Source organism: Bordetella bronchialis (assembly GCF_001676705.1).
GTDB classification, from domain to species: domain Bacteria; phylum Pseudomonadota; class Gammaproteobacteria; order Burkholderiales; family Burkholderiaceae_B; genus Bordetella_C; species Bordetella_C bronchialis.
The window spans coordinates 2410754-2436941 of sequence record NZ_CP016170.1; the positions used below are offsets into that span (position 1 = coordinate 2410754).

At 69.3% G+C, this 26188-nt stretch carries 20 protein-coding genes; 8 read left to right on the plus strand and 12 right to left on the minus strand.

Translation table 11 applies throughout. The annotated features are described in order from the left end of the window. Nucleotide 1: 1 nt before the first annotated feature. From BAU06_RS10720 to fhuF, 6 genes are all read right to left on the minus strand, one after another. Nucleotides 2-949, minus strand: coding sequence for an alpha/beta hydrolase (locus BAU06_RS10720; RefSeq protein ID WP_066348490.1), 948 nt, complete (start codon nucleotides 947-949; stop codon nucleotides 2-4). Between the two features lie 7 nt (nucleotides 950-956). Further along, on the minus strand, nucleotides 957-3134 hold the full coding sequence (locus BAU06_RS10725) for a TonB-dependent siderophore receptor (protein ID WP_231934047.1): 2178 nt from the start codon (nucleotides 3132-3134) through the stop codon (nucleotides 957-959). Nucleotides 3135-3245: 111 nt separating this feature from the next. Further along, nucleotides 3246-4730: a diaminobutyrate--2-oxoglutarate transaminase gene (locus BAU06_RS10730; protein ID WP_082993861.1), complete on the minus strand. Its 1485-nt coding sequence runs from the start codon at nucleotides 4728-4730 to the stop codon at nucleotides 3246-3248. Nucleotides 4731-4752: 22 nt separating this feature from the next. Further along, complete coding sequence (locus BAU06_RS10735; RefSeq protein WP_066348500.1) at nucleotides 4753-6045, minus strand: lysine N(6)-hydroxylase/L-ornithine N(5)-oxygenase family protein; 1293 nt, start codon at nucleotides 6043-6045, stop codon at nucleotides 4753-4755. Nucleotides 6046-6055: 10 nt separating this feature from the next. Continuing rightward, entirely contained in the window at nucleotides 6056-7006 is a 951-nt protein-coding gene (locus tag BAU06_RS10740; protein ID WP_066348503.1) for a GNAT family N-acetyltransferase, read from the minus strand. Between the two features lie 90 nt (nucleotides 7007-7096). Then, entirely contained in the window at nucleotides 7097-7855 is a 759-nt protein-coding gene (gene fhuF / locus BAU06_RS10745) for a siderophore-iron reductase FhuF (protein ID WP_082988135.1), read from the minus strand. Nucleotides 7856-8018: 163 nt separating this feature from the next. Here fhuF and BAU06_RS10750 point away from each other — a divergent pair, with 163 nt between their 5' ends. Continuing rightward, nucleotides 8019-9677 carry a cyclic peptide export ABC transporter gene (locus tag BAU06_RS10750; RefSeq protein WP_197509488.1) on the plus strand — a complete coding sequence of 553 codons (1659 nt, stop codon included), beginning with the start codon at nucleotides 8019-8021 and terminating at the stop codon, nucleotides 9675-9677. On the opposite strand, the gene BAU06_RS10755 is transcribed toward BAU06_RS10750, so the two are convergent. The 5 genes from BAU06_RS10755 to BAU06_RS10775 form a co-directional block, all read right to left on the minus strand. Then, nucleotides 9632-10384, minus strand: a complete 753-nt coding sequence (locus BAU06_RS10755; protein WP_066348506.1) for a 4'-phosphopantetheinyl transferase family protein — start codon at nucleotides 10382-10384, stop codon at nucleotides 9632-9634. The genes BAU06_RS10750 and BAU06_RS10755 overlap by 46 nt on opposite strands. 68 nt (nucleotides 10385-10452) lie before the next feature. Continuing rightward, complete coding sequence (gene oxlT, locus BAU06_RS10760) at nucleotides 10453-11712, minus strand: oxalate/formate MFS antiporter (RefSeq protein WP_066348509.1); 1260 nt, start codon at nucleotides 11710-11712, stop codon at nucleotides 10453-10455. Nucleotides 11713-11910: 198 nt separating this feature from the next. Next, nucleotides 11911-13080, minus strand: a complete 1170-nt coding sequence (locus BAU06_RS10765) for a DSD1 family PLP-dependent enzyme (RefSeq protein WP_066348517.1) — start codon at nucleotides 13078-13080, stop codon at nucleotides 11911-11913. A gap of 18 nt (nucleotides 13081-13098) precedes the next feature. Beyond that, nucleotides 13099-14655, minus strand: coding sequence for a M81 family metallopeptidase (locus BAU06_RS10770; protein ID WP_066348519.1), 1557 nt, complete (start codon nucleotides 14653-14655; stop codon nucleotides 13099-13101). 7 nt (nucleotides 14656-14662) lie between these two features. Continuing rightward, on the minus strand, nucleotides 14663-15655 hold the full coding sequence (locus BAU06_RS10775; protein WP_082993624.1) for a Bug family tripartite tricarboxylate transporter substrate binding protein: 993 nt from the start codon (nucleotides 15653-15655) through the stop codon (nucleotides 14663-14665). 204 nt (nucleotides 15656-15859) lie between these two features. Between BAU06_RS10775 and BAU06_RS10780 the strand changes: the two genes are divergently transcribed. The 6 genes from BAU06_RS10780 to ppc all read left to right on the plus strand — a co-directional run bounded on the left by BAU06_RS10780 (nucleotide 15860) and on the right by ppc (nucleotide 23776). Continuing rightward, nucleotides 15860-16795: a LysR family transcriptional regulator gene (locus BAU06_RS10780; RefSeq protein WP_066348521.1), complete on the plus strand. Its 936-nt coding sequence runs from the start codon at nucleotides 15860-15862 to the stop codon at nucleotides 16793-16795. A 69-nt stretch (nucleotides 16796-16864) separates the two neighbouring features. Continuing rightward, nucleotides 16865-18733, plus strand: a complete 1869-nt coding sequence (locus BAU06_RS10785; protein ID WP_066348523.1) for a PhoX family protein — start codon at nucleotides 16865-16867, stop codon at nucleotides 18731-18733. Between the two features lie 225 nt (nucleotides 18734-18958). Further along, the gene (locus tag BAU06_RS10790; protein WP_082993625.1) at nucleotides 18959-19924 is read left to right on the plus strand and encodes a Bug family tripartite tricarboxylate transporter substrate binding protein; all 966 of its coding nucleotides are present in this window, start codon (nucleotides 18959-18961) and stop codon (nucleotides 19922-19924) included. A 167-nt stretch (nucleotides 19925-20091) separates the two neighbouring features. Continuing rightward, nucleotides 20092-20409: a YciI-like protein gene (locus BAU06_RS10795; protein WP_066348527.1), complete on the plus strand. Its 318-nt coding sequence runs from the start codon at nucleotides 20092-20094 to the stop codon at nucleotides 20407-20409. A gap of 173 nt (nucleotides 20410-20582) precedes the next feature. Beyond that, nucleotides 20583-20963, plus strand: a complete 381-nt coding sequence (locus BAU06_RS10800; protein WP_066348529.1) for a VOC family protein — start codon at nucleotides 20583-20585, stop codon at nucleotides 20961-20963. After that, nucleotides 20960-23776, plus strand: coding sequence for a phosphoenolpyruvate carboxylase (gene ppc / locus BAU06_RS10805; RefSeq protein WP_082993626.1), 2817 nt, complete (start codon nucleotides 20960-20962; stop codon nucleotides 23774-23776). Before BAU06_RS10800 ends, ppc begins: the two co-directional genes overlap by 4 nt. Here ppc and BAU06_RS10810 read toward each other — a convergent pair. After that, nucleotides 23739-24557, minus strand: a complete 819-nt coding sequence (locus tag BAU06_RS10810) for an IclR family transcriptional regulator (protein WP_066348532.1) — start codon at nucleotides 24555-24557, stop codon at nucleotides 23739-23741. The genes ppc and BAU06_RS10810 overlap by 38 nt on opposite strands. Nucleotides 24558-25102: 545 nt before the next feature. On the opposite strand from BAU06_RS10810, the gene BAU06_RS10815 reads away from it, so the two are divergent. Further along, on the plus strand, nucleotides 25103-26080 hold the full coding sequence (locus BAU06_RS10815; protein WP_066348535.1) for a Bug family tripartite tricarboxylate transporter substrate binding protein: 978 nt from the start codon (nucleotides 25103-25105) through the stop codon (nucleotides 26078-26080). Nucleotides 26081-26188: the final 108 nt, after the last annotated feature.

Below are 26188 nucleotides of genomic sequence, written 5' to 3' on the forward strand. Positions count from 1 at the left end.
CTCAAGGGGTGGCGGTCGCGAATGCCGCCGCCAGGCGCCGCGCGATGTCGCGGCGCACCCGCATGGCGTCGGGGACGATATTTCCCAGCCGGGCGAAGTCGTGCACCATCCCGGGATACACCACGCAGTCGGCGCTTACCCCGGCCTCGCGCAGCCGCTGGCCGTAGGCGAGCCCCTCGTCGGTCAGCATGTCGCATTCGGCCAGCACGATGTGCGCGGGCGCCAGGCCCGCCAGGTCCGGGCATTCCAACGGCGCGAAGCGCCAGTCGCGCGGGTTGCCGGCGTCGCCCAGGTAATGCCGCATCATCCAGCGCAGCGTGGCGGCCTCCAGCAGATGCCCCGTGGCGTAGCGGCGGCGCGAGTCGTGCTCGCCGGTCGCGCTGGTGCAGGGATAGAGCAGCACCTGCGCCGCGGGCTGCGGAAGCCCGGCATCGCGCGAGGCGATGGCCAGTCCCGTCGCCAGCGTGCCGCCGGCGCTATCGCCAGCCACCGCCACGCGCGCCGCATCGCATCCCAGCGCGTCGGCATGCCAGCGCGCCCATTCGTAGGCGTCCCAGGCGTCCTCGACCGCGGCGGGAAACCGGTGTTCGGGGGCCAGGCGGTAATCGACGGCCAGCACCGCGCACGGCGCCAGCGCCGCCAGGTCGCGGCACAAGGAATCGTGGGAGTCCAGGCCGCCCACGCAGTAGCCCCCGCCGTGGAAGAACACCAGCAGGGGCAGGGGCGCCGCCGCGCCGGGCGGACGGTACAGCCGCAGCGGCAGGCGGCCGCCGTCGCGCCTGCCGATGTGCAGGGCGCTCGCTTGCACGTGGTTCGCGCCCGGCGTGTCCAGCACCGGCGTGGCCGCATCGTAGTCCGCGCGCGCCTGGTCCGGCGTGGACAGGTGCATCGGGCGGGCGTTGCCCGCGGCCACCATCTCCAGGAAGGCGGCCAGGTCGGGATGCAGCATGTTCAGGCTACCAGCTGTACGACAGGGTGCCGACGAAGGTGCGTTCCTGTCCATAGCGGCAGTTCAGCGTCGTGTTGCGGCATACCACGGTCTCCTTGTTGAACAGGTTGATCACGTTCAGGCCCAGGCGCCATCCGCGGATTTCGTAGTGCAGGCCCGCATCGAACAGCACCGCGTCGTCGTTGGTGATGGTGTTGGCCACGTCGGCATAGGTCTTGCCGATGTAGCGCACGCCCGCGCCCATGCCCAACCCGCGCAGCAGCCCGGACGGCAGCGTGTAGTTCAGCCACGCCGAGGCCATGTGCTCCGGCGTGACGATGGGCATGTTGCCTTCCTCGGCCGGATTGTTGCTGCGCTTGACCCGGATATCGTTGAAGGTATATGACGCCAGCACATCCAGGTTGCGCGTCAGGTTGGCCTTGCCTTCCAGCTCTACGCCGCGCGCCCGGACCTTGCCGGTCTGCACGCTGAAGGCGATATCGGTGGGGTCGATGGTCAGCACATTGGTCTGCGTCAGGTCGTACACGGACACGGCGACATAGCTGTTGCCGCCCGGCGGCTGGTACTTGACGCCCACTTCGTACTGCTGTCCCTTGGTGGGCTTGAAGGGCGTGCCGTCCTTGGTGGCGCCTGCCTGCGGCAGGAAGGACGTGCTGTAGCTCACGTAAGGCGTGATGCCGTTGTCGAACAGGTAAGCCAGGCCGGCGCGGGTCGTGAAGTCGTCGTCGTTCTGCCGGGTGGTGTCCCCGGCCAGGCGGTCGTTGCTGTCGCTGCGGGCCCAGTCCTGGCGGCCGCCCAGCGTCAGCACCCATTTCTTGTCCAGCTTGATCTGGTCCTGCAGGTACACGCCCAACTGCCGGTTGATCTGCTTCAGGTCGATGATGGTGCCGGCCTCGGAGGGATAGGGGATGTCCAGCCCGTACTTCGGGTTGTCCAGGTCCAGCGTCGGCGCCGTGCCCTGGCGGTAGTGCTGTTGTCCGTCCAGGAATTGGTAATCGACGCCCGCCAGCAGCACGTGTTCCGCCGGCCCGGTCTGGAATTTGAATTCCGCCTGGTTGTCGATGACGAAGCTGTCGGCGCTTTCCTTGGACACCAGGGCGTAGCGGCTGATGGTATGGCCGTCGGGCAGCATGCGCAGCGCATACAGGTCGCGCTGGTCCAGCCAGCCTTTCTGGTAGCGCGCGTTCTGGCGCACCGTGAAGGCCGAGTTGAAGCGGTGGGAGAACTGGTATCCGATCGAGTATTGCTCGCGGTCGTACTTGTTGAAGTCGTAGTCGCCCACCAGCGTGTGCGTGGGATAGACCGGCCGCGATTCGCCCCCGGTGCGATCGTGCTGCCAATTGGTCAGGAGCGTGAAGGACGTATCGGCGTCGGGCCGCCAGGTAAAGGCCGGCGCGATATAGCCCAGGTCGTCCGGATAGCGGTGCCCCGCATCGTATTTGTCCTGCGTGCCGGCGTCGCGCCAGATGCCGGTCAGGCGGTACAGGTACTTGCCGTCCTTGTCGATGGGGCCGCCCAGGTCGAACTGCGCCTGCTTGCGATCCCAGCTGCCGAACTGTATGCCCACGTCGCCGAAGGCCTCCGCGGTCGGCCGCTTGGTGACGCGATTGACGATGCCGCCGGGCGCCACCTGCCCGTACAGCACGGACGACGGACCGCGGATCACGTCGATGCGTTCCAGCGCATACGGGTCCATGCGCATGCGTATCTGGTCATAGGGCATCTGGCTCAGGTTGTCGCGGTAGTCGCCGCTGAGCTTGGCGTCGAAGCCGCGCAGCACGATCCAGTCGTTGCGGACATCGTTGCTGCCGAAGTTGTTGACCTGCACGCCCGGCACGTACTGCACCGCCTGCGCGACGCTCAGGTCATTGCGGTCGCGCATTTCCTGCTGCGTCACCACCGAGATGGATTGCGGGATCTCGCGTAGCGGCGTGTCGGTCTTGGAGCCCGTCAGCGTATCGGTGGCGACGTAGCCGCTGGCCGGTCCCGTGACCGGATCCTGCGCGGTGCCCGTCACGTTGACGGTGGGCAGGGTGGCGGTGCCGGGCCCTGGCTGCGCTTGCTGCGTCTGCTGCGTCTGCTGCGTCGTCTGCTGCGTTTGTTGTGTCTGCGGTGTCTGCGGTGTCTGCTGGGCCTGCGCACCGCCCGCCAGGGTCAGTCCGAGTATCAGGGGCGTACTAAGCAAGGGCCGTCGCAGTGAGCAGGAAAGAACCCCGGTTGGCAGCGTGTTGTTTTGGTTTTTCATGAGTGGTCTTGATTGAAATCCCCTTGGGCTTGGAAGCCGGCCTTGCCGGCTTCAGACCGCGGAGGCGAGCGCCGGCGGACCGGCGGCGATATGCGCCGGTGCCGGCGATTCCTTTCCGTGCGGCATGGCCGACAGCGCCGCGCGCACGGAAAGGGCAAAGATTTCGAAAACCCGGTCTATCTGGGCTTCGGTGATGATCAGGGGCGGCAGGAAGCGCACCACGCTGCCGTGGCGGCCGCCCAGTTCGACGATCAGGCCGCGGCGCAGGCATTCGCCCTGCACGGCGCCGGCCAGCGCGGGATGGGCGGCCAGGCCATGCGCGTCGGGCACGGCCGCCGCGCCCGGCTGTACCAGCTCCACGCCCAGCATCAGGCCGCGCCCGCGCACGTCGCCCACTTGGGGAAGGGCGCCTTGCAACTGCCGCAGCAAGCCCTGCAGGCGCAATCCCATCGCCGCCGCATGCTCGGCCAGGCCGTCTTCGCGCAGGCGCCGCATGGTGGCCGAGCCCGCCGCCATCGCCAGCTGGTTGCCGCGGAAGGTGCCGGCATGCGTGCCGCCCGTCCAGCGATCCAGTTCGGGGCGATACACCACGACGGCCAAGGGCAGGCCGCCGCCCACCGCCTTGGACAGGACGACCGCATCGGGCGCGATATCCGCATGCTCGAACGCGAACGCCTTGCCGGTGCGGCAGAAGCCGCTCTGGATCTCGTCGGCGATAAGCGGCACGCCGGCGTCCCGCGTCAGCTCGCGGATGCCGCGCAGCCACGGTAGCGGCGCCGGGATCACGCCGCCTTCGCCCTGGATGGCCTCCAGGATCATGCCGGCCGGCCGCGGCACGCCGCCCTCGGGGTCGCGCAGCACCGATGCGATGTAATTCAGTCCCGCGCGCACGCCGGCATCGCCGCGCAGGCCGAAGGGGCAGCGGTAGTCGTAGGGATAGGGCAGGAATTGCACCCCGGCCAGCGGCGCGTTCAGCGAGCGCTTGGGCTGCAGATTCCCCATCAGCTGCAGCGCGCCGTGCGTCATGCCGTGATAAGCGCCCTGGAAGGCCAGGATATCGCCGCGTCCCGTCGCGCTCTTGACCAGCTTCATGGCGGCTTCCACGGCGTCCGTGCCGGCCGGGCCGCAGAACTGCACGCGCGCATCGCGCGCGAAACCGGCCGGCAGCATGTCGAACAGGTCGCGCATGAAGCGGTCCTTGGCCGGCGTGGTCAGGTCCAGCGTCAGCATGGGCGCGTCGTCGCGCAGCGCCGCCTGGATCGCCTCCAGCACGGCGGGATGGTTGTGGCCCAGGGCCAGCGCGCCGGCGCCGGCCAGGCAATCGATGAAGACGCGTCCGTCCACGTCTTCCACGTAGATGCCCTTGGCGCGGCGCAGCGCCAGGGGCAGGCGCCGCGGATAGCTGCGCGCGTTGGATTCGCGGCCGGCCTGGTAGCGCAGCAGTGCGTTGTCCGTCAATTCATAGGGCCGCGACAAGGCATCGTGGCGCCTGGCCAGTTCGGTTTCCGTTGGCGTCGCCGTGTGGATGTAAGCCATGGTATGCACCTCGCGCAACGGTTCAGGAGGCCAGGGCGGCGCGTGCCGCCTGGGGACCGGCGGCCGTCTCGGGCCGCTTCAGCGCCGCGCCGATTTCCCAGGAGCGGATCGCCAGGATGGACAGCAGGCTGTCGCTGATGCCGTGCGTGGCCTCGCTGCCGCCCTGCACGTAGATCGCGGGACGCAGGCGTTCGTCGGCGCGCAGCCGGTAATGCCGGTCCGGTTCGTAGCTGTCCAGGTAGTCGTCCAGCGGCGCCAGCAGGCTGCGATGCTGGTCGCGTTCGTAGCCGGTGGCCAGCACTACCGCGTCGTAGTGCAGCGTGTCCAGCGTGCCGGCGTCGCGCTCCCGCACCGACAGCGCCACGCCGGCCTCGGCCGTGCGCACGGCTTCCACCTCGCGGCGCCGCAGCAGCCGGTGGCGCGGTTCGCCGCGGACTTTCTGCTGGTACAGCACGTCGTAGATGCGTTCGATCAGGTCCACGTCCGGCGCCGAGTAGTTGGTATGCCGCGTCTGCGCGAGCAGGGCGGCACGTTCCGCGTCGGGCCGCGCATACAGGTAATCCGTATGCGCCGCGTTGAAGACCTCGTTGACGAAGGGACTGTCGTCCGACGGGCGTATGGTGTGCCCGCGTACCAGCAGGTCCACGCGCGGGCGGGCGGGATGTCCGTGCAGATGCATGAAGATCTCGGCCGCGCTCTGGCCCGCGCCGATCACGGCGATGCGGTCCAGGCGCGGCTGCCGCGACAGCGCGGACAGGTAGCCGCTGGTGTGGAAGACGCGGCTATCGTCCATGCAGGATGCGAAGACATCCGGAATCCGCGGCCGTCCGCCCACGCTGACCACCAGATTGCGCGCCAGCCGTTCGCGCAGGCCGCCGTCGGCGCCGCGCGAGCGCACGCGCAGCAGTTCGACGACGCCGCCCGCCGGTTCCGGCTGAACCTCCAGCACCTGTTCGCCATAGGCGCAGCAATCGTCGAAGTGGCCCGCCGCCCAGGCCAGGTAGTCGTTGAATTCCTGGCGGCTGGGAAAAAACGTCTTCAGGTTGATGAAGTCCTGCAGGCGTCCCTTGCTGTGCAGGTAGTTCAGGAAGGAATAGCGGCTGGCCGGATTGCGCAGCGTCACCAGGTCCTTCAGGAAGGAGATCTGCATATGCGCGCCGTCCAGCATCATGTCGGGATGCCAGGCGAAGCAGGGCTGCTTCTCGATGAACAGCGGCCCGGTGGGCGAGCCGCGGCCATGGCGCTCTTCCAGCGCGATGGCCAGGGCGATGTTCGAGGGTCCGAAACCGATACCGATCAGATCGTGTACGTGCATATCGTCCCGTTCAGCATGCCGGCGCGGCCAGGCATGCGCCGTCCGGCCCTCTAGGTATCCAGAAGCGTTCCGCGAAGAAACGCTCGCGCGACAGCGTCCCCAGCATCGCCCGCTTGTGCGGGAAATCGAAGGCTTTCTCCAGGGCATAGCCGCTGCGGGCCAGGTTGCGCAGCATGCGGGCGTTGTCGATGCGCGGCTCGATGACGATGCGCTGGGTGCGCGGGTCGTCCAGGAACAGGTAGTGCGAAATCGAGGGCAGCCAGGCGGCCACGTAGCGGCCGCCGCGATAGGCGGGCTCGCCGATCAGCACATGCCAGCCGCGGTCGTAGTCCCGCGCGTCGCAGAAGGGCGCGATGCGGTCCTCCTTGGCCCAATAGGCCTCGAAGTAGCCGAAGGGCACGTTGTCCAGGCAGGCGATCAAGGCCAGCAGGTGCGGGTCCCCGGCGCCGCGGCGCAGGTACTCGCGATGTTTGTCCAGGTCGCCTTCCTCCTGCCAGAAGGCGGCGACGTGCGGGTCGTTCATCCAGCGGTTCAGCCGCGCGGCGTCCAGCTCGGCGCTGGCCACGCGCAGCGACAGCGTGGCGTCCAGCCAGGGAATGTGGCGGCGGTAGACCACGCCGGCCGGCTTGGGCGGACGGACGGGATGGCGGTGGCCGCCCGTCATGGCGTAGCGCAGCGGATAAGGCTCGCCGCGCCGGCCGGGCAGCCAGGCGGGCGCGTACTGGTAGAAGGCCACGGCGCACAGGCCCGGCTCGCCGGCGGCCGCCGCGTCCAGCAGGCCCTGCATGCGCAGCCGCTCCAGGTAGGGCGGCGGGACATCCAGCGCCACAGCGTGGGCGAGCGGGCGGCGCGCGAAAGCGCCGGCGGCGGCCGCCAGCATGGCCTCGAACGACGGAAGGGCGGCGCATGGGCCCGGCCATGCCAGCCGCGGCGGTGTTGCCTGGTCCCGTATGTCGTCCATCGATGCGTGTCCTGGTAAAGGGTGCGGCCTGCCGGGGTCGAGGCGCGGACCGTGTTCTTTGGGAGACGAATGAGAACGGTTGCTGTTTAGTCAGGACGCCGGCTGGCGCCGGTTGCAGGGCGAGAGCGGGCAGAGATCGCAATAGCCGTGGCCGGGCAGCCGGTAGTAAAGGCAGCAGCGGCGCAGCAGGGTGACGGGGCCGCCGTCGCGCAGGGCATGCCGCGGGGGCCGGTACATGGGATTGGGGGCCGTGCCGCGCAGCGTGGCGGATTCCAGCAGGCGCTGGCGGTCCAGCAGGATGGCGGGACGGTGCGGCATGGCCCGCGCCAGCCGCGACAGCGTCATGTCCAGCAGGCGCGCGGCATTGCCCCAGGCGACGGCGCGCGGCAGCCGTGCGTGCAGCGCCAGCGCTTCCGCCAGCGGATGCAGGTGATCGTCCAGCAGCGTGGCATAGCGCCGCGTCGTCGGCGCGCCCGGCATGTGCATGCCGTCGTCCGGGATGGCGAAGCGCCAGGCCGCCCCGTCGCGCGTCCATCGCGGGATCAGCTGGCCGGCGCCGACGGGCAGCACGCGATCCAGCACGCTGGCCGCGGCGGCCACCGGCGGGATCAGGCGTTCCAGATAGGTCAGGTGCCAGACCGCCGCCACGGCCACGCGGTCCTCGCTGCCGAAATACCGCGCCTGCGCGTCCAGCAGGCGCCGCAGCGCGGCCGGATCGGCCAGCACGCCGGCCAGCGTGCCGCCGCCGGCGGGGGCCGGCGTGCCGCGGGCCAGCACGACGCGGCGGGCGTGGCGCCCCAGGCCGGCCCCGAACAAGGGCAGCAGCGGGGCGATCAGGCGGTACGGCACATCGGCGCCGGGACGAGTGTGAGCAGCGGCATATCCCTGCGGACGAACCGGCGCGCCGGAAATTCATCAGGGATTTCCCGCGGGGCCGCGCACGCGGGTATGCGGGCTAAACATCGCCGCCGCTGGATCGTCACCTTGAATGCATGGATTTCACTGTGAGCCGATGCCCGCATTGATCAAACAGCTAGTCAGACAGACGCGGGGCCTGCTCGTCATGGCGACGCTGGCCAGTATCGCGGCGGGGGCGGCCAGCGTCCTGCTGGTGGCCCAGATCAACATCGCGTTGACGGAACCGGCGGCCGACCGCATGCACCTGGCGTGGCGCTTCGCCGCCACGGCCTTGTGCGTCATGGTTTTCCGCATGCTGTCCGCGCTGCTGTTCGAGCGCCTGAGCCAGCGCGCCCATGCGGACTTGCGGCGCCACATCGCCGAACGGGCCGTTCACGCCGACTACGCCGCGCAGGAACGCGTGGGCGCGGACCGGCTGCAATCCGCGCTGACCGAGCACAGCACCAACGTGGCGCAGTACTTCGTCAGCCTGCCCGCCATCCTGACGAATACCGTGATCGTGGCCGGGTGCCTGGTCTACATGGCCATGCTGTCCTGGCGGGTTTTCCTTGCCGCCCTGCTTGTCGTGGGGCTGGGCTCGCTGGGCTATCACCTGGCGCACCTGCGCGCCATCCGCCACCTGGACGCCGCCGCCGGCCACCAGGATGCCTTGTTCGGCCACTTCCGCGCCATCGGCGGCGGCGCCAAGGAGCTGCGCCTGAACGCCGGCAAGCGCCGCGCCTTCCTGAGCGGGATGCTGAACGCCGCCATCGAGGCCGTGCGCCGCGCGCGTACGCGCGGCATGTCGATTTTCGTGGTGTCGGCCGCCTGGAGCAGCTTCCTGATCTATGCCTTCATCGGCCTGGTGCTGTTCGTGCTGGCGGCCGGCGAAGCCGCGCAGCAGCGCGTCATGACGGGTTTCGCGCTGTTGTTCCTGTATATGGTGGCCCCGCTGGAGGCCCTGTTGCTGAACATCCCCCGCGCCAACCTGGCCAAGGTGGCGGCGCGGCGCATCGCCGAACTGACCGGCCAGCTGTCGGCCACCGAACCGCCTGCCCCCGAGGACTGCAAGGTGGCCGCCGCGCGCGTGGCGCTGCGCGGCGTCACGCATCGCTACTACAACGAGCAAAGCGATTACCTGTTCGCAATGGGCCCCATAGACCTGGTGCTGGAGCCCGGCCAAATCGTGTTCCTGGTCGGCGGCAACGGCAGCGGCAAGACCACCCTGGCCAAGCTGCTGGTGGGGCTGTACCGGCCGGAAGGCGGCCAGATCCTGTACGACGGCGTGGCCGTGGACGACAGCAGCCGCGACCGCTACCGGCAGGCCTACACCGCCATCTTCGCGGACTTCCACTTGTTCGACCGCCTGCTGGAGACGCCGCGCGACACGCTGGACCGCGAGGCCAACGGCTGGCTGGCGCGCCTGCACCTGCAGCACAAAGTGCGGGTGCGCGACGGCGCCTTCGATACGCGGGCCTTGTCGCAGGGGCAGCGCAAGCGTCTGGCGCTGGTGGCCGCTTATCTGGAAGACCGGCCCATCGTGGTGTTCGACGAATGGGCCGCGGACCAGGATCCGGTCTTCAAGCGCGTTTTCTACCTGGAGCTGCTGCCCGAGCTGAAAGCGCGCGGCAAGACGGTGCTGGTGATCTCGCACGACGACCGCTATTTCGACGTCGCCGACCGCATTCTGCGCATGGAGAGCGGCCAGCTGTCGGAAGGCCCCCCGGCTCAGGCCGCGCCGGCGTCCGGGCCCCAGGCCACCGCGCCGGCGTAGCCGTCCGCCAGGGGCAGCAGGCGCAGCGCCAGCGCGCGCAGCAGCGCGCCTTCGGCCAGCTCGTTATCGTCGCAGGCGATGCGGCGCGCGTCCGCGTGCCGTCCGTCGGGCAGGACCTCGATGCGCTGCAGCGCGTCGGCGATGCCCTGGCCCGTTGCCTTCAGTGCGGCTTCCTTGCACACCCAATAGTCATGGAAGGCGCCGCCCCGTCGCGGGGCAGGCAGGCGCGCCAGCACATCGCGCTCGCGCGGCGTCAGCACGATGGCCGCCAGGGCGTCGACGTCCACTTCCTGGCGCAGTTCCACGTCTATGCCCACGGGGCGGCGGGGCGAGAGGGCGATCAGCGCCAGCGCGCCCGAATGCGCCACATTGAAATGCAGGCCCGAGCCCGGCCAGACCGGGCGTCCGGCGCCCGTCAGCGCCAGCCGGACGGCGGCGGGATCGGGCCGCGCGGCGCGCGTGGCGGCCGCGGCGAGCAGGCGCTTGAGGGCCGCCCGCGTGGCGCCGAAGCGCACCTTGTCCTCATGGCGCTGGAAACGGTCCAGCCGCGCGCGCTCGGCGGCGTCCAGCAGCGCCATATCGGCGTCGGGCAGGGGATGGCGCAGGGACAGGTCCAGGCGCCATATGCGCAGGTCCGCCGGCGCATCGCGAAGCGGCCAGGGCGCTGCCCGTGCCCGCCCGTCTTCGTGCCGCGTGTCGTCTTCCATGCCCCCGCCTGCCGCTTCGCCATCGTCGCGGGCATTGTAGGCCAGGGCATGCCGCCATCCGGGGCGGATCAGCGCGCCAGGTATTTCCTGCGCGCGGGCTTGAGCACCGCGATGGCCAGCAGGGCCGCGACGATGTCCAGCGTAATGGCGGAGTAGAAGACGGGATGCCAGCTGGCGGTTTTCTCGTGCATCAGCGCGGCCAGCGGACCGCCCAGGATGGACCCTATGCCTTGCGAGATATACAGCCAGCCATAGTTCGCCGTGGCGTGCCGCGTGCCGAAGGTGTCCGTCAGCGTGGAGGGAAACAGCGAGAAGATCTCGCCCCAGCCGAAGAACACGACGCCCGACAACAGTACGAACAGCAGCGGATGCTCGCGCGTCGCCAGCCAGACCGCCATGGCGACGCCTTCCAGCGCGAAAGCCACGAACATGGTGTTCTCGCGGCCGACCCGGTCCGAGACCCAGCCAAAGAAAGGCCGCGTCAGGCCATTGGTCAGGCGGTCCACGGTAAGCGCCAGCGGCAGCGCGGCCATGCCGAACACCATCAGGTCGGCGACACCGAAGTCGCGCGCGAAGCTCGCCATCTGCGAGGTCACCATCAGGCCGGAGGTCGACATCATCGTCATCATGGCGAACATCAGCCAGAACAGCGGCTGCTTCAGCATTTCGCGGGGCGCCAGGCCGGCGGGGGCGCCGGTCGCGGCGGTGCTGGCGGCGGCTTCGGGCTCCGCGGGCGAGCGCAGTCCCTGGGCGGCGATCACGCCGATCACGGCGAACAGCGCGCCGAACTGCCAGAGCGTGGTTTCCAGGCCTGCGCCTGCCAGGGCATTGGCGATGGGAAAGGTGGTCAGGATGGCGCCCATGCCGTAGCCGGCCGCCACCATGCCCGCGGCAAAACCGCGCCGGTCGGGAAACCAGCGCACCATCAGGCCGACCACGCCCACATAGACGATGCCGGTGCCCAGGCCGCCCACGATGCCGTAGGTCAGGTACAGCATGCCGATGCTGCCGGCCGAGGCGGCCAGGATCCAGCTGCATCCGGACATCAGCGTGCCCAGCGCGATCAGCCTGCGCGGACCGAAGCGGTCGATCAGGCTGCCCTGGAAAGGCGAGAAAAAGGTCTGCAGGACGATCAGCAGCGAAAAGGTGATCTGCAGTTCGGACAGCGGCACGCCCAGTTTGGCGGCCAGCGGTTTGGTGAAGAGGGTCCAGACATACTGCGGGCTCGAAATGGCCATCATGCAGACCAGTCCAAGCAGCAATTGGGTCCAGCGGTTGCTCAGGATGTCCTTGGGACTGTTCAGTGCGGCTTCTGCGGATACGCTCATGGGGGGCTCCAGGCCGGTTGGGGTCTGGAGGGATACCCATGCAAAGCCTATGCCAACCGTGCGCCGCGGCGCTCGCCCGGCGGCAACCACGCCGTGGCGCGCGACGGCTGCCTCCGGCCGGCCGCGGCCCGATGCTTTATGGTGCGCGCGCTGCCCCGCCGTGGTGCGGCGGCGCGCCGCCGGTGCGCCGCCCCGCGCCTACCAGCCGCGAAAGCGCGGCCACTGCGCGGCCACGCGCCCCGAGTCGTCCCGGATGACCCGATACGCGTCGTGCTGCGCGCCGGTCGCGCAGGCGTGGTTGGGCAGCACCCGCACCATCGTGCCCAGCGGCAGTTCCGGCAGCGTCGCGGTGCTGCCCGGACGCAGCGCCAGGATGCCTTGCTCCTGGTTGGTCTCGCGCATGACCAGGTCGGGATAGGGCTTGCCGTCGATATCGCACACCACGCCGTAATACTGGTCCACCTTCTGTTTCGCCGTGCCCCGGTCGCGCGACATGGCCATCCAGCCGGCGTCCACCAGTATCCAGCCCTTGTCTTCCTGGTGGCCGATGACGGTGGTCAGCACACTCAGCGCGATATCCTCTTGCGCGCACACGCCCAGTCCGGCCATGAACAGGTCGAAGAACACGAACACGCCGGCGCGCACTTCGGTCACGCCCGTCAGGTCGCGGCTGAACAGCGCGGTGGGTGTCGATCCCACGCTGACGACGGGGCAGGGCAGGCCGGCGGCGCGCAGCGTTTCCGCGCAGGCCACGGCACCGCTGCGCTCCCGTTCGGCCATGGCCTCGATCGCCTGCGTGGAGGTGCACTGATAGGATTCGCCCGCGTGCGTCATCACGCCGCGCAGTTCGGCGCCGTGTTCATGCAGCGCGCGGCCGATGGCCACCAGGCGTTCGCCCTGGTCCGGCGCCACGCCGGCGCGGTGGCCGTCCGTGTCCAGCTCGATGAGGCAGGGGATGCGCAGGCCGCTGGCCCGCGACTTGTCGGCCACGGCCCGGGCGGCCTCCACGCTGTCGACCACGATGGTCAGGTCCACGCCCTGGCGGCGCAGCGCCACCACGCGGTCCAGTTTGTTGGGCGCGATGCCCACGGCATACAGGATGTCGCGCACGCCCGCCTGGGCGAATTGCTCGGCTTCTTGCAGCGTGGATACCGTCGCCGGGCCTTCCGGCGTATCCATGACGCGGCGCGCGACCTCGATGGACTTGGGGGTTTTCAGGTGCGGCCGCAGCTGTACGCCCAGTGCCTGGGCGCGTTCGCGCATGCGGCGGATATTGGCCGTCATGCGGCGCTCGTCCAGCACCAGGCTGGGCGTGTCCTGCTCGCGCAGCAGCGGCGTGGCGCGCAGGTCGGTGTTCGGCGGATTCATTGTGTCTCCATGGGATAACTAGGCCCCCGGGGCGCGCGCGGGACGCCGCCGGACGGCGGGCGTCCATTCGGTATCGGGATCCAGCGGCACCACCGGCCGCGGCAGCCGCCGGAAGTCGAAGCGCGACAGGATGGGCGAGGTCAAGCCCGGCGCATCGACGCTATAGATCCGTTCCGGCGGGAAGAACTCGTCGAAGGCCGCCCGGAAGTGCCCGCGCGATTTGACCACAACCGTGCGCGCGGCGCCGATGTCCAGGCCGAACATCTCGAAGAAGGCCGGTTCGTGGCATTGGTGGCGGTGGGTAATGACGACAATGCGCAGGCCGTCCACGGCGATCAGCGCGCTGGGGCCCAGGTCGAAGCTGCACCCGGCCAGCTGGCCGCGCCGGCCTACGCCCTTGCCGTCGCGCAGCGCCAGCACCGTGGCATCGGTCTCGAAGGCCTCCGAATAGCGTGTCGTTTCGCTGCGGTTGAAGCGCGCGCGCAGCGATGCGCCCACGCCGGCCGCATGCGCGTCGGCGGCCAGTTCCGGGTCCGTGATGACGCCGACGATGACGCCTTGCGCGCCGGCCTTGAGCAGGGCCCGCACCAGGTAGGGCGTATTGCCGCGCGCGCCGCCGCCGGGATTGTCGGCCACATCGGCCAGCAGTACGGCCGGGCGCAAGGCATCCTGGCCCGTTGCCACCGCCAGCGCCACCGCCTCGTCCAGGGGCGTCAGGCGCGGAAAGAAGGCCGCGCGGTCCCGCCATGCGGGCGCGACCAGGTCCAGCGCGATGCGCTCGGCCAGCCCGGCATCGTCGCGGGTCGTGACCAGTACGGTCAGGCCGTTCTTCGGCGTGTCGCCATAGGCGAAACCGCCCACGGCGGAAATGTTCACGATGCGCGGGTCGTCCAGCAAGGCTTCCGCCTTCTGGATCATGTCGGCGTAGGGGCCGGTACCCGGGGCCGTCAGCAATTGCGTCGGCGGCGCACAGACCGGCATGCGCGCGTGCGCCACTTCCACCCGCATGCCCGCGACCAGCTCGCGCAGCACGTCGGCCGCCTCGGCGCCGCGTTCGGCCATGTCCACATGCGGGTTGCGCCGATAGGAAATCAAGGTGTCGACCTGGTCCACCATGCGGTCCGACACGTTGGCGTGCAGGTCCACCGTGGCGACGATGGGGACGTCGGGCCCGACGATGCGCCGCACGGTTTCGAAGACCAGGCCGTCGGGATCGTCCTCCTGCGTGGTGATCGCCGCGCCATGTTCGCAGATATACACGGCGTCCACGGGCAGGGCGGCGCGCAGGCCGGCCTCGAAGCGCGCCAGCGTGTCGGCGAAGAATCCATGTTCGACGGGGCCGCCCGACTCCGCATTGGCGAACAGGATGGGCACCGCCGTCCAGGCGGTGGTCGCGTCCATGCGCCGCACGAAGGCGGGGATCTCCGGCGTCATGCGCGGCGCGGCGCTGCGCGCGTCCCGCATCAGCGCGTCGCCGGCCAGGTAGGCGCGCGAGACGAAATCCTCGCGCGTCGAGACCGGCGCGTAGCGGTTCGATTCGATGGCGAAGCCCAGCAGGGCGATGCGTAGGGACATGGCGGCCTCAATCCTGTTTCTCGATATGGGCGGCGGTGATCAGGTCGCCCCATTTGCGCTGTTCGGCGCTTATGAAGCGCGCGAAATCCGCCGGCGTGCCCGGGGTGCCGGGAGACGCGCTGGCGCCGGCAAGGTCCTGCTTCAGCGAATCGCTGGCCAGCACCTTGCGCAACGACCGCGACAGGCGGTCGACGATGGGCTGCGGCGTGCCGGCCGGGAACACCAGGCCGCCCCACGATACGTTCTCGTAGCCCTTCAGCCCCAGTTCGTTCAAGGTGGGCATGTCCGGGAATAGCGCCACGCGTTCCTTGCTGGTGATCGCCAGCGCGCGCAGCTTGCCGCTCTTGACCAGCGGATAGGCGACGGAGGCATTGGTAAAGGTGTAGTCCAGCCGGCCGCCGGCCAGGTCCGACAGCGACGCCGGATCGCCGTTGTAGGGAATGAACATGACGTCGATGCCCGCCATCTGCTTGAAGAGCTCGCCGGCCATCTGGCCGCTGCTGCCTATGCCGGCCGCGCCATAGGACAGCTTGCCAGGTTCGCGCCTGGCCTGGGCGATCAGGTCGTCGACGGTATGGATGGGCGAGTCGCCCCTTACCACCAGCAGGTTATAGACCGCGAACATCTGCCCGACCGGCGCGAAATCCCTGGCGGCGTCGTAGGGCAGTTTTTTGAAAAGCGAGGGATTCACGGCCAGCGTATTGATGTTGCCGTAGCCCAGCGTGTAGCCGTCGGGCGCGGCGCGCTTGACCTGGCTCATGCCGATATTGCCCGCGGCCCCGGGGCGGTTCTCGATCACGAAATTGGCGCCCGTGTCATCGGCCACGTGCTTGAGCACGATGCGGCTCAGTACGTCGGCCGAACCGCCGGCGGCCGAGGCCACGATGACCGTGACGGGCCGCTTGGGCCAATCGGTGTCCGCCGCATGGGCGGGCGCCAGCATACCCAGCGCGCCGGTGGCGAGCAGGGCGGAATACAGGTGGGTGAGGGTACGTCGCATACAACCTCCGGATCGGGAACGGGCCGCGCCTGTGCCGCCGGCGCCCGGCGCCGAGCCGCCTGGGGCGCGCGCCCGAAAGGCCGGACGGCCGCCCGCGGCGGCAATGAGGTAAAGCACGGGTGCCGGCAGTATGGACAGAAGGCTAAAGTCCAGGGTTAAGCGGCATTGAATTCCGGCTTAAGCCGCGGCTTAAGGGAGCAAGGGGTGCTTTCCAGCGAGGATCTGCGCTTTTTCCTGACCGTGGCGGCGGCCCGGTCGCTGGCCGATGCGGCGCGCACGCTCGATGTGACGCCGCCGGCCGTCACGCAGCGGCTGGCCGCATTGGAAAAGCGCCTGGGCATACGGCTGGTCGAGCGCACGGGAAGGCGCGTCGGCCTTACCGATGAAGGGCATTTGCTGGCCGCGCGCGGCCGCCGCATCTGCGACGAAATCGGGCTGCTGGCGGATGCGCTGGGCAGCCGCCGCGGGGTCGTCGCCGGCCATCTGCGCGTCCTGGCGCCGCTGGGCTTCGGCCATCGCTATGTCGCGCCCGCCGTGGCGCGCGTACGGCGCGATCATCCCGAGGTCACCGCCACGCTGACGCTGTCGGACCGCCCCGGCCGCCACGCCGAGGACAGCTGGGATGTGATGGTGCATATCGGCGAGCTGCGCGATTCGGCGCTGGTGATGCAGCGCATCGCGTCCAACCGCCGCATCCTGTGCGCCGCGCCCGCCTATCTGCGGCGGCGCGGCGCGCCGTCCCGGCCGCAGGACCTGCGCGACCACGAATGCATCGCCCTGCGGGAAAACGACGAGGACGTCACGCTCTGGCGCTTTACCGGTGCCCAGGGCGAAACGGCCAGCGTCCGCATCGATCCCGTACTGGCCAGCACGGAAGGGTCGGTCGTGCACGACTGGGCGGTGGCGGGAATGGGCATCATGGTCCGCTCGGAATGGGACGTGGCCGGCGACCTGCGCGCGGGGCGCCTGGTGGCGCTGCTGCCCGCGTGGCGGCTGCCGGATGCCGACGTCATCGCGCTGCTGCCTTCGCGCGAGGTGCGCTCCGCGCGCACCTCGCAATTCCTGGCGTGCCTGCGCGCGCAGGTCCGGGCCCATCCCTGGGATGCCGGACAGGACACGGCCGGCGTGGCGGGAAACTGACAAAAAGCTGTCAAACTCCGGCGGCACACTATGGCGATCGCAGACGCCCAACCCGCCAGGAGACACCGCATGTCGCGCTTCACCGACGAAGCAAAAGATCGTTCCCTTGCCCAGGACGCCGGGCCGGCCCCGGGCGTCGCCGTGCGGCCAGGACAGCGCCTGGACGAGATCCTGGCCATCAATCCCGCGCGGCGTGTCTGGCTGAAATCCGGCCTGGGCGCGGCCGCGCTTTCGGTGTTCGGGGTGCCGGCGCTGGCGGCCGGGCCGGGGCAGGCGACCGGCGTGGACGGGCAGGCCGGCGCCGGCAAGGGCATGGCCGGCATGGCGGCCGCCGGCCTGGATCCCGCCAAGGACTACAGCATCCGCTTCCAGCCGGTGCCGCGCTCCACCGCCGACGCGATCGCGGTGCCCGACGGCTACGAGGCCCACGTCCTGTTCTCCACCGGCGACGCCGTGGAGCCCGGTTCCACCGCTTGGCGCGAAGGCGAGTTCCCGTCCTGGCAAACCGCCGGCAAGCGCGCCGGCGGCGACCATGACGGCATGCATTACTTCGCCTTGCCCGGCGTGGATCCGCAAAAGGGCGGGCTGCTGGCGATCAACCACGAGCAGGTCGACATGCGGGTGTTCTTTGCCGAAGAGACTTTCGCCGGCAATACCTTCGACGAGAAAAAAGCCACGCCGGAGCAGAAGCGCGTCGCCTTGTCCGCGGTGGGCGTGTCCATTATCGAGATCGAATTCTCCGGCAAGGCCTGGCGGGTCAAGCCCGACTCACCCTATAACCGCCGCTACACTGGCAACACCCGCTATGCGGTGGGCGGCCCGGCGCGCGAAAAAGTGGGCGCCACGGTCACCGGGACGCTGAACAACTGCTCCAGCGGCGCCACGCCCTGGGGCACCTACCTGACCTGCGAAGAGGTCACCCACAACTACTTCGATTCCACCCAGGCCCGGCAGGGCTACGGTTGGGTGGTGGAGCTGGATCCGCAGGGCAGGATCCTGGAGCAGGGCGTCAAGCGCACCGCCATGGGACGCTTCAACCACGAGAACGTCGCCTGGCTCGCCGACGACGCGCGCCGCGTGGCGTTCTACATGGGCGACGACAGCACGCCGGGCTGTATCTACAAGTTCGTGCCCGACCGTGCCTATGACGCCGCCGACCGGGCCGCCAATCTCGGCCTGCTGGACGAGGGCACCCTGTACGTCGCGCAATTCAATGCCTCGGGGCAGGGCAAATGGATTCCGCTGAAGCACGGCAATGCGGGACTGACTGCAGCCGACGGCTATGCCTCGCAGGCCGACGTGCTGGTGGAATGCCAGCGCGCCGCCGTGTCGGCCGGCGGCACGGTCATGGACCGCCCGGAATGGATCACGGTGGGGCCGCGCAAGGACCTGTACGTGACCTTGACCAACTACAGCGGGCGGGGTGGCAAGGCGCCCGTGGACGACGCCAATCCGCGTCCGGAGAACCACCATGGGCACATCATCCGCTGGAAGGAAGCCGGCGATTCGCCGCTGGCGACCGGGTTCACCTGGGAGATCTTCCTGCTGGCCGGCGATCCGGGGCAGGCGTCCGCGCAGGGCAAGCCGAATCTCGCGGGCAATATCAAGGGCGATGCGTTCAGCAGCCCGGACGGCCTGCGGCAGGACGCGGCCGGGCGCCTGTGGGTACAGACCGATATGAACCTGGGCGCGGTCGCCACGCCGGCCGTCTTCGGCAACAACGGCATGTATTGCATCGATCACGCCACCGGGGAATCGCGGCGCTTCCTGGTCGGACCGGTGGGCTGCGAACTGACCGGCATCGCGTACACGCCGGACCTGACGACCTTCTTCGTCAACATCCAGCATCCGACGCAGGGCTGGCCGCAAGCGGGCCGCACGCCGCGTTCGTCCACGGTGGCGATCCGCCGCAAGGACGGCGCGCCCGTCGGCGCCTAGCCGGGGGCCTGGCCCGGCGGCCGACCGCGATGCCGGCCGCGATGCCGGCCGCGTTGGCCGCGTCGCGGCAGAGTACCCGGCGCGGCCGCGCCGCTCATCTGTACACGCGGGTATACAATCCCGTCCCTAGCGCTCGCGGGAGCAGCGGTCCATCAAAAGCGCGGCAGCAAGCCGCCCATGGGCCGCCTGTTATGAGCCCATAACCTGCGACACAGGAGTACATACATGAGATTCGGCAAATCCCTGCTGGGGAAATTGCTGGCCGGCACGGTTCTTTGTGCAAGCACGCTGGCGGCCCACGCCGCCGATTGGCCCGAGCGCCCGATCACCCTGGTTATTCCCTTCCCGCCCGGCGGCACCACCGACATGGTCGGCCGTCCCCTGGCGGAAGCGATCGCCAAGAAGCTGGGCAAGCCCGTGATCGTGGACAACCGCGCCGGCGCGGGCGGCACCATCGGCGCCGCCTACGTGGCGCGCTCCGCGCCCGACGGCTACACCATCTTCCTGTCGACCATCGCGCATACCATCGCGCCGTCGACCTACGACAAGCTGACGTACAACTTCGAGAAGGATTTCGCGCCGATCACCATCGTGGCATCGTCGCCCAACCTCCTGATCGTCAACGATAAGCTGCCGGTCAAGACCGTTCCCGAACTGATCGACTACGCCAAGAAAAATCCGGGCAAGCTGAACTTCGGTTCCGCCGGCATCGGCAGCACGGAGCACCTGGCCGGCGAGCTGTTCAAGAAGATGGCCGGCATCGATATCGCGCACGTGCCCTACAAGGGCGGCGCGCCCATGATGGCCGACCTGATTTCGGGCCAGATCCAGATGGCCATCGAGACCAGCGGCTCGGCGATCTCGCAGATCCGCGCCGGCACGGTGCGCGCCCTGGGCGTCAGCAGCGAAAAGCCCAGTGCCTATTTCCCTGGCATCCCGGCGATCGACCAGGCCGGCCTGCCTGGCTACACCTTCTCGACCTGGTACGGCCTGGTGGTTCCCGCCAAGGTGCCCAAGGACATCCAGGCCAAGCTGTACCAGGCCACGCTGGATGCCTTCAAGGATCCGCAGATGGCCAAGGCCCTGGAGACCATAGGCGCCGAACCGGGCGGCCAGAAGCCCGAGGAGTTCGGCAAGTTCATCGCCGAACAGACCCAGAAGTGGCATGACATCCTGAAGGGCGGCAAGTAAGCTGGCGCTTGCCGCCGGCGCTTTTCCGTCCGGGACCGACAGGCCGCGCCCCGTGCGCGGCCGGGTTCTTCCGCAAGATCCCGCCGGCATGTCCGGCGGTTTTTTTTCGGCCTGCCGACGCGGGGCCGGCCATGCCCCGATTCCCCGCCACCATTGGAGACGCCATCATGCACTACGTTCTTTCCTACGAGTTCGTGCCGGATTACGTCGCGCGCCGCCCGCGGTTCCGCGACGCGCACCTGGAGCAGGCGTGGCAGGCCTCCAAGCGCGGCGACCTGGTGCTGGCGGGCGCGGTCGGCGAACCCATCGATGGCGCGCTGCTTGTCTTCCAGGGCGACTCCCCCGCGGTAGCGGAAGCCTTCGCCAGGCAGGACCCCTACGTGGTCCATGGCCTGGTCACGCGCTGGACCGTGAAGCCCTGGCATACCGTGGTGGGCGAGGACGCGGCCAGCCCTGTCAGGCCGGGGCAGGCGCCCGCGCAATAAGCCGCCGTAACGGTTCGCGACGGCGGCCTTCCGGAATGTGAATTCCCAAGCCGCGCGGAATCTCCTACAGTCGTGCTGTCGCCCGCGCCCGGGGTCTGCGATCCCGGTGGCGGTCCGCGGCGACAGCCGCCCGGCCATCCACGGGACGGCATGGCCAACGACTGGAGACCGCAGTGATCGATCACCTGGATCATCTCGTTCTGACCACCGCCGATGAAGCCGCCTGCGCGCGCTTCTACGTCGACATCCTGGGCATGCGCCTGGAAACCTTCGGCGAGGGCCGCAAGGCCTTCGTCTTCGGCGGGCAGAAAATCAATCTGCACATCAAGGGGCGCGAGTTCGAGCCCAAGGCGCACCTGCCGGTGCCCGGGGCGCTGGACCTTTGCTTCATCGCCGGCGTGCCGCTGGACGCGGTCATCGCGCGGCTGCGCGAATACCGGGTGCCCATCGAACAAGGTCCGGTCATGCGCACCGGCGCCACGTCCCGCATCCGTTCGGTCTACGTGCGCGATCCCGACCTGAACCTGATTGAAATCTCGGAGCTCGCGGCATGACGGAGCCTGGCTTGGAAGACCTTGCCGACGAGCGTGCCGACGCCGTCGATACCCCCGCCGGACAACCGCTGATCGAGGACATCCGCCTGTTGGGCAGGCTGCTGGGAGACGTCATCCGCGAACAGGAGGGCGACCAGGCCTATGGGCTGGTCGAACAGGTGCGCCAGCTGGCCGTGGCGTTCCGCCGCGACGACGACACCCGCGCCGACCAGGCGCTCAAAAGCCTGCTGCAGTCGCAGTCCGGCCTGATGCTGGTCTGCGTGGTGCGCGCCTTTACCTACTTCAGCCTGCTGGCCAACCTGGCGGAGGACCGGCATTACATCCGGCGACGCCTGGCCCGCGAGCGTGCGGGCGACGTGCAGGAAGGCAGCATCGAAGCCATGATGGCGCGCCTGCGCGGCGCCGGCATCGCGGCCGAACGCATCGCCGACACCCTGCGGGATGCCCACGTATCGCCGGTCCTGACCGCGCACCCCACGGAGGTCCAGCGCAAAAGCATCCTGGACGCGCAGCGCGCCATCGCCCAGTTGCTGGCCGAGCGCGACGATATCCGGGCCCGCGGCACGGGCGGGACGGGCGATGCGGTGCAGGCCCGAGAACTGGACGCGAACAGCGCCCAGCTGCGCGGCCGCATCATCCAGCTCTGGACAACGCGGCTGCTGCGCATGTCGCGCCTGACCGTGGCCGACGAAATCGAGAACGCGCTCAGCTACTACCAGACCACCTTCCTGCGCGAAATCCCGCGCCTGTATGCCAGCCTGGAGCGCGAACTGCCGGGCCTGCCCGTGGCCGGCTTCCTGCGCATGGGGCAGTGGATAGGCGGCGACCGCGACGGCAATCCCAATGTGTCCGCCGACACCCTGGCCCATGCGCTGAAGCGCCAGTCGGAAATCGCCCTGCGCCACTATCTGGCGGAAGTGCACCAGCTGGGTGGCGAGCTGTCCATGTCCGACTATCTGGTCGATGTATCGCCCGGGCTGAAGGCCCTGGCCGACCGCTCGCCGGACCACAGCGCGCATCGGCGCGACGAACCCTATCGCAGGGCGCTGTCGGGCGTGTACGCGCGGCTGGCGTCCACGCTGCAGGCGCTGTCCGGCGCGGAGGCCGCGCCGCATCCCGTCGCGCCGCAGCCGCCGTACGCGCGCGCCGAGGACTTCCTGGAAGACCTGGCGATCGTGGAGCGCTCGCTCGCCAGCCATCACGCCGAGGCGCTCGGGGCGCAGCGGCTGCGCCCGCTGATGCGCGCCGCCGGCGTATTCGGCTTCCACCTGGCCACGGTGGACCTGCGCCAGAGCTCCGACAAGCACGAGGCCGTGGTGGCCGAACTGCTGGCCGCGGCGCGCGTCCACGCCGACTACGGCGGCCTGGACGAGCAGGCGCGCATCGCGCTGCTGCTCGCCCAGCTGGACGATCCCCGGTCCCTGCGCGTCCCGGGCGTCGAGTATTCCGAGCTGGCGCGCGGCGAACTGGCCATCTTCGAAACCGCGCGGCAGATGCGCCAGCGCTATGGCGGCCAGGCCATACGGCACTACATCATCAGCCACACCGAGACGGTCAGCGACCTGCTCGAAGTCCTGCTGCTGCAGAAAGAGGCCGGACTGCTGCGCGGGTTGCTGCGCGAGGACGCGCGGGCGGAGCTCATCGTGGTGCCGCTGTTCGAGACCATCGAGGACCTGCGCAACGCCACCGACATCATGCGCGGCTTCTATGCCCTGCCGGGCGTGTTCGAGCTGGTGTGCCGCAGCGGCGCCGAGCAGGACATCATGCTGGGCTATTCGGACAGCAACAAGGACGGCGGCATCTTCACCAGCAACTGGGAGCTGTATCGCGCCGAAATCGCGCTGGCGGCCTTGTTCGACGAGTTGGCCGCGCGCGCGCCCATCAAGCTGCGCATGTTCCACGGCCGCGGCGGTACGGTGGGGCGCGGCGGCGGACCGGCCTACCAGGCCATCCTGGCCCAGCCGCCCGGCACGGTACGCGGCCAACTGCGCCTGACCGAACAGGGCGAGGTGATCGCCTCCAAGTACACCAACCCGGATATCGGCCGCCGCAACCTGGAAACGCTGGTGGCGGCCACGCTGGAGTCGACCTTGCTGCGCACCCAGCAGCAGGCGCCGGACGCCTTCCTGGATGCGGCCGCCGCGCTATCCGCGGCCAGCATGCGGGCGTATCGCGCGCTGGTCTACGAAACGCCGGGTTTCCGCGAGTACTTCTTCGGTTCCACTCCCATCCGCGAAATCGCCGAGCTCAACATCGGCTCGCGCCCGGCCTCGCGCAGCGGCGGGCAGCGCATCGAGGACCTGCGCGCCATTCCCTGGGGTTTCAGCTGGGGCCAATGCCGCCTGACCTTGCCCGGGTGGTATGGATTCGGCTCGGCGGTGCAGGCCTACGCGGGCGGCGCGGACGGCGCCTGGGAGCTGCTGCGCGATATGTACCGGCAATGGCCTTTCTTCCGCACGCTGCTGTCGAACCTGGACATGGTGCTGGCCAAATCCGACCTGGCGCTGGCGGCGCGCTACGCCGAGCTGGTGGACGACGCGGCCCTGCGCGACCGGGTGTTCCCGGCGATCGAAGCCGAATGGCACCGCACCGCGCAGGCCTTGTCGCGCATTACCGGCGCCGCGCAGCGGCTGGCCGGCAATCCGGTGCTGGCCCGTTCCATCAGCCACCGCTTTCCCTACCTGGATCCGCTGCATCACGTGCAGGTCGAACTCATGCAGCGCTACCGCGAAGGACGCGGCGATGCCGTCGTCAAGACGGGTATCCACATCTCCATCAACGGGATTGCGGCGGGGCTGCGCAATAGCGGCTGAAACCGGCCGACGCGCCGTACGCCATGTCGGCCTGCACGCGCTTGACGCAGGCCGACAGATGGCGGCTCAGCATGGCCCGGCGCGAGGCGTCCATGCGCGGAGAGATGGTGGTGATGAACACCGCGGCGGCCGGCATCCCGCCGGGCTGCTTGATGTCCATGCCGATGGCGCTGACGCCCGCCGCGGCCACGCCGTCGTCCAGCGCATAACCGCTGTCGCGCGTGCGCCGGATGGACGCGCGCAGCGACGCCGCGCTGAAATTCGGATACCGCGTCAGCTTGTGCTCGATGGCTTGCAGCGCGATATCGATTTCCTCGTCGCTCATGGCGGCCAGGATGGCCAGGCCACCCACGCCGACCCCCAGGGGATGACGGTCGCCCACGCCGGAGGTCAGCGTCTGGATAGGGAAATTGCCGGCGATGCGGTCCAGGCAGACGGTCTCGTAGCCGCTGCGCGCCACCAGGAAGGCCATGTCGCCCGTCTGCTCGGCCAGGCGGCGCAGATGGGGATGGCAGGTTTCCCGCAGATTGTTTTCCGGCAGGGCGCACAGGCCCAGTTCGTAGATCAGGGGGCCCAGGCGGTAGCCGCGCTGTCCCGGTATGCGCACCAGCATGCGTTCGCTGACCAGGCGTTGCAGCAGCCGGTGCGCGGTGGATTTTTCCATGTCGGCGCGCCGCGCCAGGTCGATCAGGCGCAAGTGCTGCGACGGGCTGCTGGCCACCAGCCTTAGCAGGTCGATGGCGCGGCCCACGGTACTGGCCGGCGATGCTCGGTTTTGCATGGTTCATCGGAGCCGCGCGTGGCGGTCATCAGGGACGTCACACAAATCTTCCAGATACTGGGAAGCCGCGACGCCGGCATGTCGCGGCGCGAGGCGCGCGCACGATGCGTTTCAGGCACGGGCTTTTTTCCAAAATATCACGCGCCACCATCGGCACAAACAGTTTTTTCCGTCTTCGCGGCGCAGCAAACGTCGCGGCGCGACGCGGCGCGCGATGACGGTGCGGTCCCGGCCCGAAGGCGCGGTCTTGGTGCCGCAACGTGCACCACGCCGGTGAGCGCGTCGGCGCGGCGAAGCACGGCAATGCGGGGTCGCGCCGCTGCTCGCGCCACGCTCGCGCCACGCGGTTTTACTAAATGGGAAAAACCGCCCGAAATGTTGACGCGGTGCTTGCCCGGTTCCAATATCCCCTGACATCGCGCACGGTTCACGCATGCGCCGGCGCGGTGGCGATGCCGGGCTGGGGTACACGTTGCCGCATGCCGGGTTCAAGGGGAAAGAGCGGACGCGTGGCGCGCGGACCGCCTTGCAAAGAGGCTCGTCGCATGGACAAGATCTTCTATCGCGCCGCCAGGGTGTTCCTGTGCCTGGCGTTCGCCGCTTCCGCCGCCATGGCCCGCGCGGCCGGCTATCCCGACCATCCCATCCGCATCATCGTTCCGTATCCGCCCGGGGACCTGGCCGACGTCATCGCGCGCCTGCTCGGCAATGACATGTCGCGCGAACTGGGGCAGTCCATCGTCGTGGAGAACCATCCGGGCGCGTCCGGGCTGATCGGCCTGCAGGCCGCCGCGCGCGCCGAGCCGGACGGCTATACCCTGGTCATGGGGCAGATGGGCGCCGTCGTGGTGGCGCCCCTGACGAACGATTGGCCTATCGACGTGCGCAAGGCGCTGCAGCCCGTGGCCCTGGCGTACACGAACTACATGATGCTGGTCGCCAGGCCGGACTTTCCGGCCAGGACGCTGCCGGAGCTGATCGCCTATTCCAAGGCGAATCCGGGCCGCATACGCGTCGGCACGAACGGCGAGGGCGGATTCCCGCACCTTTCCATGGAGCTGCTGAAGGAAAAGGCGGGTTTCCAGTTCACCAATATCCCGTACAAGGGCAGCACGCAGATCATGTCCGACCTGATGTCGGGCCGCGTGGAATTGACGGTGTTCGGGTATTCCGGCCTGTATCCCTATGTGCAGGACGGCCGCCTGATCGCCCTGGGCGTGACGGGCCGCGACCGCGCGCCCAATGCGCCGGCGATACCGACCTTTGGAGAAAGCGTGCCGGGCTACGAGGCCCTGGGGTGGTTCGGCCTGTTCGCGCCGGCGGGCACGCCCGCCGATGTGGTGGACAAGGTCAACCAGGCCCTGAACAAGGCGGTGGCCGATGAAAAGGTCCAGGTACAGGCGCGGCGCCTGGGCCTGGATCCCGCCACCGGCACCCCGGCGCAGTTCGCGGAGGTCTGGCGGACGGACTACGCCAAATGGGGCGGCATCATCCGCAACCTGGGCCTGGACAAGAAAAAGTGAATCGTCCGCAGCTGCCGGGCCCGGCCGGGCTCCGGCCAGGGCAGCCCGGGCACCGCCCAGGCTCGTGGCGCGCACCGGGCTGGACCGCCACCGCATCACCGAGGAGAA